Source organism: Neotamlana sedimentorum, from assembly GCF_000943565.1.
Classification (GTDB): Bacteria; Bacteroidota; Bacteroidia; order Flavobacteriales; family Flavobacteriaceae; genus Neotamlana; species Neotamlana sedimentorum.
The window spans coordinates 412,003-431,128 of the sequence record NZ_JTDW01000005.1; the positions used below are offsets into that span (position 1 = coordinate 412,003).

General features: G+C 31.5%; 17 protein-coding genes. 7 read left to right on the top strand and 10 right to left on the bottom strand.

Features of this window, described 5'->3' with window-relative positions:
* Window positions 1–122: 122 nt before the first annotated feature.
* Window positions 123–2,660, bottom strand: coding sequence for a translocation and assembly module lipoprotein TamL (gene tamL / locus PW52_RS09135; RefSeq protein ID WP_044632608.1), 2,538 nt, complete (start codon window positions 2,658–2,660; stop codon window positions 123–125).
* Between the two features lie 152 nt (window positions 2,661–2,812).
* On the opposite strand from tamL, the gene PW52_RS09140 reads away from it, so the two are divergent.
* Window positions 2,813–3,547 carry a TrmH family RNA methyltransferase gene (locus PW52_RS09140; RefSeq protein ID WP_044632609.1) on the top strand — a complete coding sequence of 245 codons (735 nt, stop codon included), beginning with the start codon at window positions 2,813–2,815 and terminating at the stop codon, window positions 3,545–3,547.
* A gap of 28 nt (window positions 3,548–3,575) precedes the next feature.
* On the opposite strand, the gene porT is transcribed toward PW52_RS09140, so the two are convergent.
* Both porT and ubiE read right to left on the bottom strand, forming a co-directional pair.
* Entirely contained in the window at window positions 3,576–4,307 is a 732-nt protein-coding gene (gene porT, locus PW52_RS09145; protein ID WP_044632610.1) for a type IX secretion/gliding motility protein PorT/SprT, read from the bottom strand.
* A gap of 4 nt (window positions 4,308–4,311) precedes the next feature.
* Complete coding sequence (ubiE, locus tag PW52_RS09150; RefSeq protein WP_044632611.1) at window positions 4,312–5,037, bottom strand: bifunctional demethylmenaquinone methyltransferase/2-methoxy-6-polyprenyl-1,4-benzoquinol methylase UbiE; 726 nt, start codon at window positions 5,035–5,037, stop codon at window positions 4,312–4,314.
* Between the two features lie 131 nt (window positions 5,038–5,168).
* On the opposite strand from ubiE, the gene trkA reads away from it, so the two are divergent.
* Window positions 5,169–6,518, top strand: coding sequence for a Trk system potassium transporter TrkA (trkA, locus tag PW52_RS09155; RefSeq protein ID WP_044632612.1), 1,350 nt, complete (start codon window positions 5,169–5,171; stop codon window positions 6,516–6,518).
* A gap of 9 nt (window positions 6,519–6,527) precedes the next feature.
* Window positions 6,528–8,021, top strand: a complete 1,494-nt coding sequence (locus tag PW52_RS09160) for a TrkH family potassium uptake protein (RefSeq protein ID WP_044632613.1) — start codon at window positions 6,528–6,530, stop codon at window positions 8,019–8,021.
* A gap of 17 nt (window positions 8,022–8,038) precedes the next feature.
* Here PW52_RS09160 and PW52_RS09165 read toward each other — a convergent pair whose 3' ends face one another.
* Window positions 8,039–9,148: a sensor histidine kinase gene (locus PW52_RS09165; protein WP_044632614.1), complete on the bottom strand. Its 1,110-nt coding sequence runs from the start codon at window positions 9,146–9,148 to the stop codon at window positions 8,039–8,041.
* A gap of 164 nt (window positions 9,149–9,312) precedes the next feature.
* Between PW52_RS09165 and rpsO the strand changes: the two genes are divergently transcribed.
* Entirely contained in the window at window positions 9,313–9,582 is a 270-nt protein-coding gene (gene rpsO / locus PW52_RS09170) for a 30S ribosomal protein S15 (RefSeq protein WP_044632615.1), read from the top strand.
* A gap of 184 nt (window positions 9,583–9,766) precedes the next feature.
* Window positions 9,767–12,016 carry a polyribonucleotide nucleotidyltransferase gene (locus tag PW52_RS09175; protein ID WP_044632616.1) on the top strand — a complete coding sequence of 750 codons (2,250 nt, stop codon included), beginning with the start codon at window positions 9,767–9,769 and terminating at the stop codon, window positions 12,014–12,016.
* Between the two features lie 465 nt (window positions 12,017–12,481).
* On the opposite strand, the gene yajC is transcribed toward PW52_RS09175, so the two are convergent.
* The 3 genes from yajC to nusB all read right to left on the bottom strand — a co-directional run bounded on the left by yajC (window position 12,482) and on the right by nusB (window position 14,304).
* The gene (gene yajC / locus PW52_RS09180; protein ID WP_044632617.1) at window positions 12,482–12,778 is read right to left on the bottom strand and encodes a preprotein translocase subunit YajC; all 297 of its coding nucleotides are present in this window, start codon (window positions 12,776–12,778) and stop codon (window positions 12,482–12,484) included.
* A 13-nt stretch (window positions 12,779–12,791) separates the two neighbouring features.
* A complete protein-coding gene (locus tag PW52_RS09185) occupies window positions 12,792–13,271 on the bottom strand; it encodes a DUF1573 domain-containing protein (RefSeq protein ID WP_044632618.1) in 480 nt (159 codons plus the stop codon).
* Between the two features lie 88 nt (window positions 13,272–13,359).
* Window positions 13,360–14,304, bottom strand: coding sequence for a transcription antitermination factor NusB (gene nusB / locus PW52_RS09190; protein ID WP_240475170.1), 945 nt, complete (start codon window positions 14,302–14,304; stop codon window positions 13,360–13,362).
* Window positions 14,305–14,508: 204 nt separating this feature from the next.
* Between nusB and PW52_RS09195 the strand changes: the two genes are divergently transcribed.
* Window positions 14,509–16,260 carry an ABC transporter ATP-binding protein gene (locus PW52_RS09195; protein ID WP_044632620.1) on the top strand — a complete coding sequence of 584 codons (1,752 nt, stop codon included), beginning with the start codon at window positions 14,509–14,511 and terminating at the stop codon, window positions 16,258–16,260.
* A 160-nt stretch (window positions 16,261–16,420) separates the two neighbouring features.
* A complete protein-coding gene (locus tag PW52_RS09200) occupies window positions 16,421–16,786 on the top strand; it encodes a PUR family DNA/RNA-binding protein (RefSeq protein WP_205618129.1) in 366 nt (121 codons plus the stop codon).
* 41 nt (window positions 16,787–16,827) lie between these two features.
* Here PW52_RS09200 and PW52_RS09205 read toward each other — a convergent pair whose 3' ends face one another.
* The 3 genes from PW52_RS09205 to PW52_RS09215 are packed head-to-tail and all read right to left on the bottom strand — an operon-like array spanning window position 16,828 to window position 19,107.
* Window positions 16,828–17,862 carry a lysophospholipid acyltransferase family protein gene (locus PW52_RS09205; protein WP_240475171.1) on the bottom strand — a complete coding sequence of 345 codons (1,035 nt, stop codon included), beginning with the start codon at window positions 17,860–17,862 and terminating at the stop codon, window positions 16,828–16,830.
* Window positions 17,859–18,770, bottom strand: coding sequence for a bile acid:sodium symporter family protein (locus PW52_RS09210; protein WP_044632622.1), 912 nt, complete (start codon window positions 18,768–18,770; stop codon window positions 17,859–17,861). The genes PW52_RS09205 and PW52_RS09210 overlap by 4 nt, the downstream gene beginning before the upstream one ends.
* Before the next feature lies 1 nt (window position 18,771).
* The gene (locus PW52_RS09215; RefSeq protein WP_044632623.1) at window positions 18,772–19,107 is read right to left on the bottom strand and encodes a tRNA-binding protein; all 336 of its coding nucleotides are present in this window, start codon (window positions 19,105–19,107) and stop codon (window positions 18,772–18,774) included.
* Window positions 19,108–19,126: the final 19 nt, after the last annotated feature.

Consider the following 19,126-nt stretch of genomic DNA (forward strand, 5'->3'; position numbering starts at 1 on the left):
TTTATGTTTAATTTTATTTTTTAAATAGATTACTTCAAAAGTAATCAATTTTTAATAAATTAATTATCGCTAATTAGTTATTTAACCCTAAATAAACCTAAAACGTTATAGTAAATCTATTTTTAGAAAGGATAGTTTATACCTATGTTATAAACGGCATTAGAAAAATTATAATCGTTAAACCAACGGTTTTCATCTTGATATGAAGGATCATAAGTTTTAAAACCAATATCGAATCGAAATACAAAGAAACTAAAATCGTAACGCAGCCCAAAACCTGAGCCAATTGCGATATCTTCTAACGAATTAAAGCCTGTAAAAGTTGCTCTAGCATCATCTACATTATCTAGTACATTCCAAATATTGCCAGCATCAACAAACAACGCTCCATTTAAACTTCCCGCAATGTTAAAACGTTGTTCTGCGCTTAAAGCAATTTTTAGATTAGCTTCATTAAATTCGTTTGTAGTTTCTAAACTCCCAGGACCTAAACCATAGGCTGTCCAAGCTCTGTTGTCGTTAGGGCCACCGGCAAAAAAACTTTTAGAAAAAGGGATGCTGTTAGAATTTCCATAAGGTATTGCAACTCCTAAAAAACTTCGTATTGCCAGGACATTATTTCTTCCTAAATCCCAATGTTTTATATAATCTAATTCGGCTTTTGTGTATTGTGAAAATGCAACGTTTAAAATTTCAAAGCGGTCATCGCTGTTACGTTCTAATCCCATTAAATCGGCAGCTGTAGCAAACAAATTACCCGCAACCTCAAGTTTGGCTCTAAAAATGGAAAAATCGTTATCAAATAAATTGGTGCGCTCATCATTAACAAAACTAAAGCTTGAAGCTAAAATAAGATTGTTTTCCGTTAATCTATTTTTACGTTCGTTGATATTTGAAACCGTTATATAATCATTGTCGTCTGAAGTTAATACTGTATTATTAGAAAGTACATCAGAGATAAATATATCGGCATCTTCAGGAATTGACAACTCGTCTTCTTCTCCCACATAACCAATTTCTTGAGCAATACTATTTAAATTACTGAAGGAAGTTGTGTAAACTGAAAAATAATTATCAATATTTAAATTTTTCACATACTGGATATTAAATACGTCTAACCGATTTGAGACCTTTTTGTTAGGGTACCAATTATAATTGAAAACCCCGCTAAAGCTTTGCTTATCCAGACCTATGTTAGTTTGACTTGTTGCAGAGAGACTAATTACAGTACTTGGAGACATATATTTTGGTATAAAAGGCTCCGTATAAAAAGGTGAAAACAACCGTGGAATAGTTAACTTAAAATCCACTCCGTATTCATTTATATCAAAAAACGGATCTTCATCACTATTTCTATTAGCATCTGTAGACGCTCCAATTGATGCTAACCCTGAAATTTCAAGAGTTTCGGCACCCCTAAAAATATTTCGTATTAATAAACTAGGATTAACCGAAAAACCAACACGCTGAATATTACTTTGGGAGCCATCTGTCCTAAAACTAAAATTAAACTTTTTTAAAGGCGTAAGTCTTATAGTGTCAGTAAGTGTATTGTCTTTATTTTCAATATACTCAATATTTGGATATTTAAAAGTTCGTAACTCGTTTAAATGCCTATATGTTCTTGTTTTATCAATCTCTCTAAAAATAGCTCCAGGATTTATAAAAACAGCATCGGTTAACGCCTTAGGACGATACTTTATTTTATCGTAACTGTAAATTTTAAAACTATTATATTTTATAGAATCTTTAAATGGTTTACCACGATTTTCAAAGGTATAATCAGTAATAATATTTACATCCCTAATTTTAAAAATATCGAAAGGTTCACGACTAACAGAATCTTGAGTTCGTATGGCTCGGTCTTGAATATTTATTCCAACATTTACCTTATTATTGGTTCCAATGGTATCCATGGTGTAGGTAATATAATCGGCTTTAAAATGATAAATTCCTGAATTTCGTAAAGCACTTGCAATACGTTCGCGTTCTTTATTAAAATTTTCGGTTTTGTACTGATCATAACGCTTTAAAAGCGTTTCTTGTTTTATTTTTTTATAAAGTGTATCTACAATAGCCGACTTTATATCTGTTGATATTGTATCTAAAATGAAGGCGTTACCAGTAGTGACATTATAAGTTACTTCTGCCTTTTTATTGCCAACGTTTTCAATATCATAATTGGCTTTAACATTAAACCAACCATTATTTATGTAATAATCTTTAAATCTGTTAACAGTCCGTTTAGCTTTATCTTCATTCAAAATTACAGGTGCCTCTCCAGTATTTTTCAACCAATTATTAAAGTCCTTTTTAGATTGAACGTATTTATTGAATTGCTTTGTGGACAAAAAGTTTTCTAATCGTTCTCTTTTCGAAGGCTTATCAAAAATGTTACTCTCTATAATAGAGTCTATATTTGGACGTGCCAAGTTATAAACATGCAGACGCAATGGTAAATTAATTAACGGAATTTTTAGATTAGGCTGTTGATAAAGCAAATTAATTAAAGCCTCCGTCTTAACCTTTTCATCATTTACTTTTATGGTGTTTTTAGTTAATAGTCGTTCTTTTTCGGCAACTCTTTTAACGCTATCGCAGGCGTAAAACAAGTTAAAACATACGCTTATTATTAATATTTTAAAGAGAAGCTTCTTCAAACGGAGATAATTCGATTTAGTATTTTTTTAAAATTTATAATCCATAATTTTGCTGTCAAAAATACAGCTTTTAAAAGAAAAAAATACTTATTTGCTTATGCATCTGGTTAACTTATTAATATTTTCTTTTCTTTATAAAAAATACCTAAACCATGCTATCTAAAAGTCAGATAAAATTAATAACTAGTTTAAAACAAAAAAAATACAGACAACAACATGGTTTATTTGTAGTTGAAGGCATAAAAACGATAACCGAATTGCTTCAATCGTCCTTTAATCTTCAAAAACTATACACTACCAAGTCGTTCAAAATTGATGCCAATAATAATAAAATTGATGAAATTTTAATTTCTGATTCCGATTTAAAACGCATTAGCTTTTTAGCTAACCCTAATACGGCTTTAGCTATTTTCGAAATTCCTAAACCGAAAAAAATTGAAAAATCAGGTTTAATACTAGCTCTTGATGCCATTCGAGATCCTGGAAATTTAGGCACTATTATTCGACTTTGCGATTGGTTTGGAATAAAAAATTTAGTTTGTAGCAACCAAACCGTTGATTGTTATAATCCTAAAGTAGTACAAGCCACAATGGGATCAATAACCCGAATTAATATTAATTATGTTAATCTAGAAAACTTTTTAAAAAGCACTAATTTACCAATTTACGGTGCTTTTATGGATGGCACTAATGTGTACCAAAAACAAGCCTTAGCTGACGGCATATTAGTAATGGGAAATGAAGCAAACGGCATTAGCGAGCCAATTGAAGCCTTAATTACAGAGAAACTATCTATTCCAAGGTTTGGAGACCTTCAAGCTACCGAAAGTTTAAATGTAGCCACAGCTACGGCAATATTATTAAGTGAATTTAGAAGAAGAAATTAAGCTTTTAATAAACTACAAACTACCACATTTATTGGAACGTAAAGTTAACAAATAACCCTCTTGTTTTCATGCTTGCTACATTGCTTGTCCATGGACTATTTGGATCTTCATCTCTAATTAACTCGTCGTTAATACCAAATACACCACGTACAGAGGGTGTAAACTTAAAATTATACAAATAAAAATCGATACCAAAACCTAGTTCATAAAATAAAGCATTTTTTGTAGTTCTAAATTGGCCGCTACGGTTGTCTTCTGGATTATCTTCGTTACTCGAAAGGTTTAATGCTGTAGAGAAGCCCCCAACTATAAACGGTTTAAAATTATTTATTCGTTTTGTTGAAACTTTTAGTAATAATGGCACGTGTATATAAGTCGATTTTACTTCGCGTACCAAATACGAATTTCGTAATTCTGGTTCGTTTACAAAATAACTTTCGTTATAGTTTAATTCTCTGGTGGTAATAATCAAACCCGGTTCTAGGCGTAAATCTAAAAATTTATTAATTCGCAAATTTCCAATTAAACCCACGTTAAAACCAGGGCTTCTTGCGACATAAATATCATGTAAATCCTCGTTATAGTCGAAATTAAAATCGTACGAGCTTAAACCCAAATAATAGCCCCAACGTAACAAATTATTATCGGTTGTACCACGCCCTTGGTTGGCATCGTATGTTACTTTTTCGCGCTTAAAAAGCTGCGCTTGAGATGTGTTTACTACGAATAAGAATGAAAGAATTGCAAAAAAATACTTCATATTTTTACTTCGATGATTTATAAATTGTTGCCACACCCATAGTTTGTGGAAAATCTTCAACATTAATAAACCCAATTTTATGTAAAATATTGTTTAAAGCTTCACCATAAGGAAAAACCGAAGCCGATTCGCTTAAATATTTGTAAGCACTTCTATCTTTTGAGAATAATTTACCAATAAATGGCATAATATTTTTAGTATACAAATTATAACCCTGCTTAAAAGGCGTTTTAGTTGGCACCGATGTTTCTAAAATCACAAAAATACCACCTGGTTTTAAAACTCTTAAAATTTCTTTTAATCCGTTTTCTAAAGTTTCAAAATTACGTACACCAAAAGCAACTGTAATTGCATCAAAAGCATTATCCTTAAAAGGTAAATTCTCACTATCACCTAAAACCATTTCAATTTTAGAAGTTAAACCTTTCTTTTTTATTTTTTCTTTACCAACCGCGAGCATGCCACTACTTATATCTAACCCAACAATTTTAGTAGCCGAGGTTTGAGCTAAATTAATGGCTAAATCCCCAGTACCAGTGGCAATATCTAAAATAGAATCTGGATTCGTGGTAGCAACCATTTGCACCACTTTTTTTCGCCATTTAACATCAATCCCAAACGAAATAACACGGTTTAAGCCGTCATAATCTTCAGAAATCGTATCGAACATTTTAGCCACCTGTTCTTTTTTACCCAAGTCGCTATTTTTATATGGTTTTACTTTTAACAAACTCAAAAATTTTAAGCAAAGATAATCTTTTAAAAATTTAAGTGTAGAAGCTTTAAAGGAATTATATCGAATAATTTTATCCCAAAATTGTAATTATAGTATATTTGCACTACTTTTTATTAGATTGAAAAATGAAAATTATAATTGCTGGTGCAGGTGAAGTAGGATTTCATTTAGCGAAACTTTTATCGTACGAGTCGCAAGAAATCACCTTAATTGATGTTGACAAAGATAGTTTGGCCTATGCCGATACCCATTTAGATATAAAAGTAATTAGGGGAGACGCTACATCTAGAGCCATTTTAAAAGATGCTCGAATTGAAGACTCAGAATTATTTATTGCGGTCACTTCCAGCGAAACCACAAATATTACAGCCTGTGTTTTAGCCAAACAATTAGGATCGGACAAAACAATTGCTAGAATTACAAATACAGAATTTATAAAACATAAAGACGAATTAGGTTTTACTAAACTTGGTATAGACGAACTTATTTCCCCTGAATCTTTAGCAGCCTCTGAAATTGAATTATCTTTAAAACAGTCTTCTTTTACAGATGCTTATGAGTTTGAAGAAGGCGCGTTGAAAATGGCTCGCATTGTACTATCTCGTTCCGCTTTATTTGTTGGAAAAACAGTAAAAGAAGCCGCTAAAATTTTCCCCGAGATTCATTTTGTTCCTATTGCGATTCAACGCTTTGGGGCGCAACATACGTTAATTCCTCGCGGAGACACGGTTTTTCAAAAAGGAGATACCGTTGTTTTTATTACAACCGAAGATGGTGGTGAAGAATTATGCCGTCTAACTGGAAAAGCTAATAGAGATATTAAAAATGTAATTGTTTTAGGAGGTAGTAGAATTGGATACAAAACAGCGCGAGAATTAGCAGAAAAAGGTATTAATGTTAAATTATTTGTTGAAAACAAAGAACGAGCATTCGATTTTGCCGACGATTTACCAAAAGTTTTAGTATTACATGGTGACGGTAAGAATGTTGATTTACTAGAAGAAGAAAACATTAGCGATATGGACGCCTTTATAGCTGTAGGAGAAAACTCTGAAACAAATATCATGTCTTGTTTAGTTGCCAAATCTAAAAATGTAAAAAAAACTGTTGCTTTAGTAGAAAACATGGACTATTTTGAATTGTCTCAATCGGTAGGTATTGGCACTCTAATTAATAAAAAACTATTAGCAGCCAATAATATTTTTAGATACATTCGCAAAGGAGAAGTTGTTGCAATGACTAAACTTAACAATATGAATGCTGAGTTACTGGAATTTGAAGTTAAAGCATCTTCTGCTATTTGCAACAAATACATTAAAAAATTAGACTTCCCACGTTCAGCTATTATTGGTGGTGTTATTCGAGACGGTGTTGGCCAAATAGCTTTAGGAGATTTTAAAATTCGTGAAGGAGACTTAGTGGTAGTTTGTTGTTTATTACAATCAATTAAAGGTGTTGAAAAATTATTTCGCTAAATCCAAAAAATGAAACTTAATTACAAAATCATTTTTTATTTTTTAGGATCACTATTATTATTTAATGGTGGTTTTATGCTAATTTCAACATTGATAAGCCTTATTTATAAAGATGGTGTTACTTTAGATCTTTTAATTTCTAGTATTGCCAACCTAATTTTAGGAATAATTGTTATGTTTTTTACGAGAAAACATACCAAGGAGATAAATAAAAGAGAAGGTTATATTGTCGTAACTTTTGGCTGGATAATTATGTCGCTATCTGGAGCTATTCCTTATGTACTAACCGGAAGTATTCCTAATTTCAGCAATGCTTTTTTCGAAACTATGTCGGGTTATACCACAACAGGAGCTTCCATTTTAAACGATATTGAGGCTGTTCCTAAAGGGGTGTTATTTTGGCGTAGTTTAACCCACTGGATTGGCGGTATGGGAATTATTGTTCTTGCTATTGCTATTTTACCTCTATTAGGAATTGGTGGTATGCAACTTTTTGCAGCCGAAGCTCCCGGACCAAGTGCCGATAAGTTACACCCAAGAATAACCGATACTGCTAAACGCCTATGGCTAATTTATTTTGGCTATACAGCCGCCGAAACTTTGTTTTTAAGTTTAGCAGGCATGTCGTTTTTCGATGCTATAAACCATGCGCTTTGTACACTTTCAACGGGTGGATTCTCAACAAAAAATGCTAGTGTTGCATATTGGAATGACCAACCTATTATACAGTACATTATTATTCTATTTATGTTTTTGGCGGGTACTAATTTTGTTTTAAGCTACTTCGCATTTAAAGGAAAAGTACAAAAAGCTATTCAAGATGAAGAATTTAAGCTTTATTTTAAGTTTATTTTAATTTTTACACTCATAGCTTCTATTATAATTTATTTTAACGCCGATTTAGGAGATTCATCTATTAATCATCCTATGGTTTGGGGCAAAGCAGAAAGTGTTTTTAGACATGCATTATTTCAAGTTATTAGCGTAATCACAACCACGGGCTTTGTGTCTGCAGATTACACTTTATGGACGCCTTTTTTAATGGTATTCTTCTTTGGAATTATGTTTCTTGGGGGCTCGGCAGGTAGTACTTCTGGGGGGGTAAAAGTAGTTCGCCATTTAATTCTAATAAAAAATGGCTTTTTAGAATTTAAACGTGCATTGCATCCTAATGCTATTATTCCTGTTAGATATAATAAAAAAGCTATTGAAGGAGGTATCGTATTTAATATTTTAGGCTTCTTTATACTATATATGCTATCTTTTATTATTGGAGCATTGGTGTTTTCAATGTTTGGTATAGACTATGAATCAGCAATCGGCTTAGCGGCTTCTACTTTAGGAAATGTAGGACCCGCACTTGGCAATTTTGGTCCTGTGAATAATTATGCAGCATTACCAGATTTAGCACAATGGTGGGCATCGTTTTTAATGCTTATTGGACGTTTAGAATTATTTACAGTACTGATTTTATTAACACCTTTTTTCTGGAGAAATCGCTAAATTATTAATTGCAATTACTAACCCAGTACTTTTGCATTTTTAAAATGTACAATAAATGTTGAACCTACATTAACCTCGCTTTCAACAGATACCTTACCTCCCATTGATTCGATATGACTTTTGGTAATAAACAAACCTATTCCTGTGGCATCTTTATGTTTATGAAAAGTTTTATACATATGAAAAAGCTTGTTACCAAACTTAATTAAATCAATACCCAACCCGTTGTCTTTTACCATAAAAACCACATATTCATCCTCTTCTCTACTCGATAACGTTATTTTTAACTTTCTATCTAGTGAAGCATATTTTATAGCATTGGTTAAAAAATTCAGTATAACACTATCTAAGTATGCAGGAATCCCTTTAATATATAAAGTTTTATCTATATTGTTTTGTATACTACAATCTATATTTTTTGCTAAGGCACTTACATTATAAATAGCTTGTTCAACATAATCATTTAAATTTAATGCTTCAATTTGATCTTTAACTACGCTTCTAATTTTAGCTACTTCGGTTAAATGTGATACGGTTTGACTTAAATTAATTACCGATCCTTTTAGCAAATAAAAATCGTCATCTTGAGTAAGTTGATGCTTGTCTTCTTCAAGAAAACTAATTAAGGTATTTAAATTCGAGGCATGCGTTTTTAAATTGTGTGTAATAATATCCGCAAAATTGGAAAGTCGTTCGTTTTGCTCTTTAACAACTTCAAGCATCGCTTCTAACTTTCCTTTATCGGCCATTCTATCAGTAATATCTTCAATTTGAGATATAAAGTAAAGCGGTTTTCCTGCCTCGTTTCTTACTAAAGACACACATAAACTTGCCCAAATAATTTGTCCGTTTTTATGGAAATACCGTTTATCCATTTGATAATTTTCAATAACCCCATCCAATAGTTCTTTCATATAACTAAGATCGGCAACTAAATCATTTTTATGTGTGATTTGTTTAAAGTTCATGCCATACAATTCATCCTCTGTATAACCCAATGCATTCAAAACGCTTGTATTCACTTTAATCAATTCTCCTTTTAATCCAACAACAGCAATACCACCTTTAGCATAATTAAAAATATTTTCAAAAAGCGTATCTTTTAAACGATCTATTCCTCTTATCATAATTACTAAAAATAGCCATTTTTTGAAAAATTAACAACATTATTGTAAGATTTTTACATCAAAAAAAATAAATAGTTTTAACTATTCATAAATAAAATATGTTTATATTTGCCGCTTGAAAGAAAACCTTTCATATACATAAAAATCATTTTAAAAATATTAGCATGTATTTAACTAAAGAAGTCAAAGAAGAAATCTTCGTAAAACACGGTAAAGGGAAAAACGATACGGGTTCTGCAGAAGGTCAAATCGCGTTATTTACGCACAGAATTAATCACTTAACAGAACACTTAAAGAAGAATCGTAAAGATTATAACACCGAGCGTTCTTTAGTAAAATTAGTAGGTAAGCGTCGCGCTTTACTAGATTATTTAACGAAGAAAGATATTTTAAGATATCGTGCTATAGTTAAAGAATTAGGTTTAAGAAAATAATTTAAAAGAGGCTTCGCGCCTCTTTTTTTAATTTATATATACACTCGCTTCGGTCGAGTATAATCACCGAAATTGAAGAAGCTTTACAGTTTTTCATTGGTCGACAACAACTACATAACAACACAACGACCATTGTTTAACATGTTTCAAGCACAAATTTGCTTGAAATAAGAATTAAAATTTTATGATTCCACAAACATTTAAAGAGGTTATAGACCTTGGTGACGGTAGAGAAATTTCTATCGAAACCGGAAAATTAGCAAAACAAGCGCATGGTAGCGTTGTTGTGCAATCTGGAAAATGTATGTTATTATGTACAGTTGTTTCCAATTACAAACAAGCAGATGTTGATTTTTTACCATTAACGGTAGATTATCGTGAAAAATTTGCGGCTGCGGGTAGATACCCTGGTGGTTTCTTTAAAAGAGAAGCAAGACCTAGTGATGGTGAGGTCTTAACAATGCGTTTAGTAGACCGCGTTTTACGCCCGTTGTTCCCAAAAGATTACCATTCTGAAACTCAGGTAATGATTCAGTTAATGTCTCACGACCCAGAAGTTATGCCAGATGCTATGGCAGGTTTAGCTGCATCTGCTGCTATTCAACTATCAGATTTCCCATTTGAATGCCCAATTTCTGAAGTAAGAGTTGGTCGTATCAACGGTGAATTCATTATTAATCCTTCTTTTTCTCAATTAGAAGAAAGTGACATCGATATGGTTATTGGTGCTTCTGCCGATTCTGTTATGATGGTTGAAGGTGAAATGGATGAGATTTCAGAAGAAGAAATGACTGAAGCCATTAAATTTGCTCACGAAGCTATTAAAGTACAATGTGAAGCACAAGTAAAATTAGCTGAAGCTTTCGGAAAAAAAGAAGTTCGTGAATACGAACCAGAAAGAGAAGATGAAGAATTAGCTAAGAAAATACACGATATGGCATACGATAAAGTGTATGCTGTTGCTAAAGCAGGATCATCTAAACACGAAAGAGGTGCTGCATTTGCAGAAATTAAAGAAGAAATTATCGCTAGTTTTTCTGAAGAAGAAGTTGAAGATTACGGCGGATTAATTTCTAAATACTACTCGAAAGCAGAAAAAGCAGCTGTACGAGATTTAACACTAAATGAAGGTTTGCGTTTAGATGGACGTAAAACTACTGATATTAGACCAATTTGGTGTGAAGTAGATTATTTACCATCTACACACGGTTCTTCAATATTTACTCGTGGAGAAACTCAAGCTTTAGCTACAGTTACCCTAGGTACAAGTAGAGAAGCAAACCAAATAGATATGCCATCATATGAAGGTGAAGAGCGCTTTTATTTACACTACAACTTCCCTCCTTTCTCAACTGGTGAAGCACGACCAATTCGTGGCACTTCTCGTCGTGAAGTAGGACATGGTAACTTAGCACAACGTGCCTTAAAAGGCATGGTTCCTGAAGATTGCCCATATACAGTACGTGTGGTTTCAGAGATATTAGAATCTAACGGTTCTTCTTCTATGGCAACTGTTTGTGCAGGTACAATGGCCATGATGGATGCTGGTGTACAGCTTAAAAAACCAGTTTCTGGTATTGCCATGGGATTAATCTCTGATGCAGATTCTGGAAAATACGCGGTATTATCTGATATTTTAGGTGATGAAGATCACTTAGGAGATATGGATTTTAAAGTAACAGGAACTGCCGATGGTATTACGGCTTGCCAAATGGATATTAAAGTTAAAGGATTATCGTACGAAATTCTTGTAAATGCTTTAAAACAAGCGCGTGATGGTCGTTTACATATTTTAGGTAAAATTACTGATACTATTGATACTCCAAATTCTAAAGTTAAGGAACACGCACCAACAATGATTACAAGACGTATTCCTAACGAATTTATTGGTGCCTTAATTGGTCCTGGAGGTAAAAACATTCAGGAATTACAAAAAGAAACAGAAACTACTATTGTAATTAATGAAGATCCTGTAACAGAAGAAGGTATTGTTGAAGTTTTAGGTGTAGGACCTAAAGGTATTGAGGCTGTACTTGCTCGTATTGAAGCGATGTTATTTAAACCAGAAATTGGTAGTATTTACGAAGTTAAAGTAATTAAAATGTTAGATTTTGGTGCGGTAGTAGAATATACTGAAGCTCCTGGAAACGAAGTTTTATTACACGTAAGCGAATTAGCTTGGGAACGTACTGAAAACGTAACCGATGTTGTAAACATGGGCGATGTTTTTGATGTAAAATACTTTGGTATTGACCCAAGAACACGTAAAGAAAAAGTATCTCGTAAAGCTATTTTACCTAAACCAGAAGGTTGGGAAGAAAGGCCAAAACGCGATAACAACCGCAGTAGAGATAATAATCGTGGACGCGATAACCGAAATAAAGGTAACAGAAGAGACGATAGAAAACCTAGAGAAAATAGGAGCGAAGATTAAGCTCTATTTTAAATCTCAATAAATTAAACCTCAATATATTATATATTGAGGTTTTTTTATCTAAGTATTTATTTCTAAATATTCTATTCCACTTTCTGTGCTTGTTGCTTTAAAACTTCAATATCATTAAACAACTAATGTTTTAAAAAAACATCATTTATATATAATTCTAAATGTTATAAACTGTAAATCTTTATCTAAATGCTTTCTATTAATTTATAATGGATTTATAATTGATAAATTGAGTAAGGACACCTATTATTTAAAGACTTTCCATTTAACTATAAGAATCCGATGTGTTAAAAAGACTTAGAATAAAATAATGCCCTATATTTTAAAAAAAGAAACATAAAAGCTTGTGTTTGGTTTTATATGAGTAAAATCTAATTTCCAATTTACATTACACTAAGGAACAAAAAAACCTCCTATTTTAGGAGGCTTTAAAAACTATTTACGTCTTTTTAATTATTTTTTATCTGCTACTGAAGTATTAAGTTTCATACTCATTTCCATAGAAATAGCCGATCTATCGAACTTTAATTTACCAGCTAAAGTTTCAATAACACAAGAGTTATCTTTATCGTTTAACTCGGCAATTTTACCGTGCAATCCACTTTTGGTTATTACTTTATCGCCTCGTTTTAATTCGGCTGCAAATTTCTTTTCTTTTTTTGCGCGTTTCATTTGCGGTGCAATCATAAAAAAATACACCACTACAAACATTAATGCAAAAGGTAGTAAACTACTTAAACCTTCTCCCATTTTTTATATTTAATTAGTGTGCTGCTGGAGCGTTAGTTACTTTATTTGGATCTGGTTTTACAAAAGCCATAATTTTTACAGTTTCTTTACCCTTTTCAGTATTTGCTGAAACCGTAATGGTTTTAGTTACTTTGTTAGATCCGCTACCATTAAACTTAACAGTAAACTCACCTTCTGCACCAGGAGCTAAAGGTTCTCTACTCCAGTTTTGAGGAACTGTACACCCACATGAACTTTTAATATCTGTAATTACTAAAGGTGCATCACCCGCGTTTTTATACTTAAACACCGTTTCAACTGCTGTTCTAGACTCTATTTCTCCAAAATCATGTTCCGTTTTTTCAAACTCAATTACTGGAAATTTTGATGCTACGGCATCTCTTTCAGCTGCAGCTGCAATATTACTTTCGTCAATTTTTTTTGCTGCATTGTCCTTACAAGATGTAAAGGCTAACATGGCAAATGCCGCTAAGCCTAAGATAATTTTTTTCATAATAAAAAATAAAATTTTATAAATTTGGTTCGTAAAAATAGTAATTATTTGGGCGATTAAAAATTTTTTGTAAAGTTCTTAACACTCTTTAAAGCAAGCCTCGGCCTACTTTTTGTAATTTTCCTGTTGCTTCATATTCTTTTACCAACTTATCTAAAATACCATTAATAAAAATGCTACTTTTTGGTGTACTATATTCCTTCGATATTTCGAGATATTCGTTAATAGTAACTTTTACTGGTATAGATGAAAAATGATTAACCTCGCAAATCGCCATTTGTAGCAATATATAATCTACATTGGCAATTCTATCGGTATCCCAATTTTTGGTTTTCCCTTCAATTTCAGTATTTAAACTGGTTCGATTTAATAAAGTTTTTCTAAACAATTCGATTGCAAATTGTTTATCGTCTATATCTTTATATAATTTCGGAGTAAAGTGTTGCCCAGAACCACTAGGTTTTACTTTTCTTAAAAGCTTTAAAATAGTAGTATTTACAATTGGTAAATCGTCTAACCAAGTAAGGTTTTTATCTTCGATATAATCGTATAACTTTTCGTTAGGCGCTACAATTTCTTTAAAAACATCAACAATAAAATCTTTATCCTCTTTAAAATCGGAGGTTCTTGTTTTCATGTAATCTTTATACAAACTACTCGATGTAATGGCTTTAAAAATAACATCGACGTATTCGCTGTCGAGCTCCCAATTATCAATTTTTCTATTTTCAAGAGCATCACGCAGCGCTTCGCTTTCGCAAAGAATGCTTAAAACTTGATTATTCACAAACTTTCGATTAGGATCCTTATCTTCTTTTGTGGCAAGATGTTTTTGTTGCTTTTTTACAATATCGCTAGCTGCTCTTTTTTGCACTTCAATGAGTAAGGACAGCATTAAAAGGTATAAATTTTGGATGTTTTCTATGCTAAATAGCAGAAATTTTTGGTCTTTACTAAAATCGTCACTTTCTGAACCTTTAAAAGCATAAAGGCCTTGCATGACTTTAATGCGAATGTGTCTTCTATTAAGCATAATTACAAAGAACTTTTATAAAACAAATATGTCGTTTAAAAAATTTTACGCTGCAAAAGTAATACTATATTTAATAACTTCTCATGTTTATTTTTAAATAATTATTACAAATTAATTAAGCAATGTTTAACAATTCAATTACGCCAGTATTCCGTGTAATTATCATTAATAAACTATATTTGCGTTTCTACTTTTTATAATTACATGAAAGCATTACTGCATTTAAATAAATACTTTTATAAATACCGAAGCCATTTAATTATTGGAATCATTATAACTATAATTGCGCGTTTGTTTTTACTTTACACACCGCGTTATGTTAAACAAATTTTTACGGTAATTGAAAATTATTTTTCAGGTAACATAACTATAGACGTTTTTAAAAATGATTTATTAGAAGCCATTTTATATATAATTGGAGCGGCAATTATTGGTGCTATTTTAACTTTTTTTATGCGCCAAACTATAATAAATGTTTCGCGATACATTGAATTCGATTTAAAAAATGAAATTTACGCCCAGTACCAAAAACTTTCGTTAAACTTTTATAAGAAGAACAGAACCGGTGATTTAATGAACCGAATTACCGAAGATGTTACACGTGTGCGCATGTATGCTGGACCCGCAATTATGTACAGTATAAATACCATTACTTTAATAATTATGGTTATATTTTATATGTACAAGGCGTCGCCAAAACTTACGCTATACACTTTGGTTCCGCTTCCTATTTTATCAATTATTATTTATAAGTTAAGTAAAGAAATACATAATCGCAGCACCGTTGTTCAAGAATATTTATCGAAACTATCAACATTTACGCAAGAATCTTTTAGTGGTATTTCGGTAATAAAAGCGTACGGACTGGAAGCGCAAACCTCAAAAAACTTTAACAATTTAGCCATTGAAAGTAAAAACAAACAAGTAAGTTTAGCTAAAGTACAAGCTTGGTTTTTTCCTATGATGATTTTATTAATAGGCACAAGTAATCTTTTGGTAATTTACATTGGCGGTATGCAATATATAAATGGCGAAATTGAAAGTATTGGTACTATTGCCGAATTTTTAATGTATGTAAACCTTTTAACTTGGCCAGTTGCAACGGTTGGTTGGGTAACCTCTATTGTACAACAAGCCGAAGCATCGCAAAAACGTATTAATGAGTTTTTAAAAATAGAACCCGAAATTAAAAACGAAAATACGGCCAATACAAAAATTGAAGGCGACATTGTATTTAATAATGTTTCTTTCACTTACGACGATACAAATATTAATGCCTTAAAAGAAATAAGCTTTAGTATAAAAACTGGCGAAACCTTATCCATTTTAGGTAAAACAGGTTCTGGCAAATCCACAATTTTAGATTTAATTAGTCGTTTGTATGATGTAAAACATGGCAACATAACCATAAACAACAAACCGTTAAAAGCGTTAAACCTATATAATTTACGCGATAGTATTGGTTATGTTCCTCAAGATGCTTTTTTGTTTTCGGATAGTATAAAAAACAACATAAGCTTTGGTAAAATTGATGCTACCAACGACGATGTAATTGAAGCCGCCAAAAATGCTCAAGTGCACAAAAACATTATAAAGTTTAAAAACGGATACGACACCGTATTAGGAGAGCGTGGCATTACACTTTCTGGCGGGCAAAAACAACGTGTTTCTATTGCGAGAGCCATTATAAAATCGCCAAAAATATTGTTATTCGACGATTGTCTTTCGGCTGTAGATACTGAAACAGAAGAAAAGATTCTTAAAAACCTTAATAAAATTTCAAAAAACAAGACCTCAATTATAGTTAGTCATCGTGTTTCATCAGCAAAAAACGCCGATAAAATTATTGTTCTAGATGATGGCAAGATTGTACAGGAAGGCAACCACGAAAGTTTAATAAATGTAGATGGCTACTACAAAGAACTTTACCTTAAACAATTAAGCGAAAAATCTTAAGCTTAAAATCATTCTGCCAATCTTTTAATGCAACAACAAGAATAAATGGAATTTTACTAAAAGAAAACCTATAATTTGTTGGTTAATAAGAGTTTTTTTTAGATTTTTGGTATTCACAAAACAATTAAATCAACACTTATTTCAATTCAAAATGAATGCTATGATGGAGAAAGAGGAAATTTTTTCAAAAGTATTAAGAGCAGGACGACGAACTTATTTTTTTGATGTTAGAGCAACTAAGGCTGAAGACTACTATCTAACAATTACCGAAAGTAAAAAATTCACTAATGATGATGGATCGTTTCATTACAAAAAGCATAAAATTTACATTTATAAGGAAGATTTCGCCGAATTTAAAGAGATTTTATCTGAAATGACAGATTATATCATTAGTGAAAAGGGAGATGAAGTAATTAGTGAAAGACACCAAAAAGACTTTAAAAAAGAATTCGACACCACTCATGTTACCGAAGCGGAATTAAAAACTCCTGAAAGTTTTACAGATGTAGATTTTGACGATATTTAATTAAAATAAAAACCATCAAAATTTGATGGTTTTTTTATATGTTATATTTTACTTGTTAACAGTGCTATTAAAAATACTGTTATTAAATAAATTAATCCTATTCGAATACTAAAACCAGCTGCTAATAAGCAAAAAACTAAAAACACCCAAATAGGAACCAATGTTATCGCGACCGCAAACCTAAATGTTGCCGTAAACTCAGCCTCTTTTATTTTTGGTTTTATTAAAAATTGCCATACTATAAATGGCACTATTAATTGAAAAATTAATAAAGTTTTAAACAATTTTTTTAAAGTACTTTTTTTAGATTTAAAAGGTGGGATCTCATCTAAACAATCATCTTTTATTAAACTATTTATCCTCTCTGGTTGTAAAAAATCAACATTTATAGTTTTTAATTTTTCAAGTGTGACAGCATAATTATCTTCAGGAATGTGAGTTGTTAATTGTGAAATACGTTCTTGCAAAACGGTTTTTAGTTTTAAAACTGATTTATGCTTATCTTCAAATAAAAATTGCTTTGCAGAAATAGTAATACCAAAATTTAGACTTACCGAGTCCGGATAATTTTTAGCGTTTTCATAATTTAATCCCAAAGGTATAATTTGTAAATCGGTTTCCGGATATTTTTCAAGAGTTTCAAAAACAATTCTCGTAAATCCTTTACTTAAAGGGCGTACAGTTCGTTTTAAACTATGGTTTCCTTCAGGAAAAAGGGACACTGCATCATTGTTATGTAATAGCTCGCTACAAGTATTAAAAACCTCAACATTATTAGAAATTGTACTCCAACCATCTCGAACACGATAAACAGGAATCATTTGTAAAGACTTTAAAATTTTTGCAATTAATGGTTTATTAAAAACACTAGCTCTAGTTAAAAAGTAAAAAAAACGACCATTACCATAAACGGCAATAAGCAATGCATCAATTAAAGCATTTTGATGATTAGACAGCAACAAAAGCGGCTTGTTTTTAGGAATATTTTTCGCATTAATTACCTTAACTTTCTTATAATAAAAATATAAAGCACACCTTAAATAAAAACGAACCGTATGTAGCCAAATCTTTTTCAAATGGCAACTTTTTTAACCGAAGTGTACGACCAGTAAAATGCCAAAACTAGCCCAGAAATTATATGCCATATGCCCCAAAACGCAGCTAAAATTGCCATACCTCCTAAACCATTAAAAAAAGTAAAAATTAACAATAAACCTAGTCCAGAATTCTGTATTCCAGTTTCAATGGCTATAGTTTTTTGGTTGGTAAACGACAATTTAAAAAATTTAGCCACTGAAAAGCCTAAAATAATGGCCAAAAAATTATGAAACACACCAATTAATAATACATAATGAATGTAATTATTAAAAATGTCGATATTCTTAGAAAAAGCCAATACCACAATTAAACCAAAAACTATTATAGATAAAGGTTTTAAAAGTTTAGATAATTTTAAAGCCATAACCGGAAATTTATATCGAAAAGCCATTCCTAAAACTAAAGGAATACCTAAAATTAAAATTACTAGTTGTATTATATCAACAGGACTTAAAGCTACCTCTTTTAATATTTGAGCTGTTGGCGGGTATAAACTTCCATAAAACTGAAAGTTAAAAGGCGTCATAAATATGGCTATAAAGGTGGCAAAGGCTGTTAAACTAACCGATAAAGCCGTGTTTCCTTTAGCTAAATGCGTCATAAAGTTAGATATATTCCCACCTGGACATGCGGCAACCATTAACATGCCTAAAGCAATGCTTGGTTGTGGTTTTATAACCCAAACCACTAAAAATGTTAATAAAGGTAAAAGTACAAACTGGCATAAAACACCTACTAAAATTAACTTTGGAGTTTTTAGCAATTGCTTAAAATCGTTTAATGTTATACCTAAAGCGACACCAAACATAACTATGGCTAAAGCCAAATTTAGCACCCATAAACCGCTGCTATCAAAATTAATTACAACATTATCTAGTTCCTGCATATTAAGCTACGGTGCTTCCGTTTTTCACTTTATTTTCTGGATTTAACAAAATTACATCGGCACCATTAACTGCACCTAAAACCAAACACTCGCTCATAAATTTAGCAATTTGCTTTTTAGGAAAATTAACTACAGCAACTATTTGTTTCTGTAATAAATCTTCTTTTTTATAAAGTGTTGTAATTTGTGCTGAAGATTTTTTAATACCTAATTCGCCAAAATCAATTACTAATTGGTAAGCCGGATTTCTAGCCTCTGGAAAGTCATTTACTTCAATTATAGTTCCTACACGCAAATCTATTTTGGTAAAATCTTCAAAAGTTATTGTATTATTCATTTTTTAAAAATACAAATAA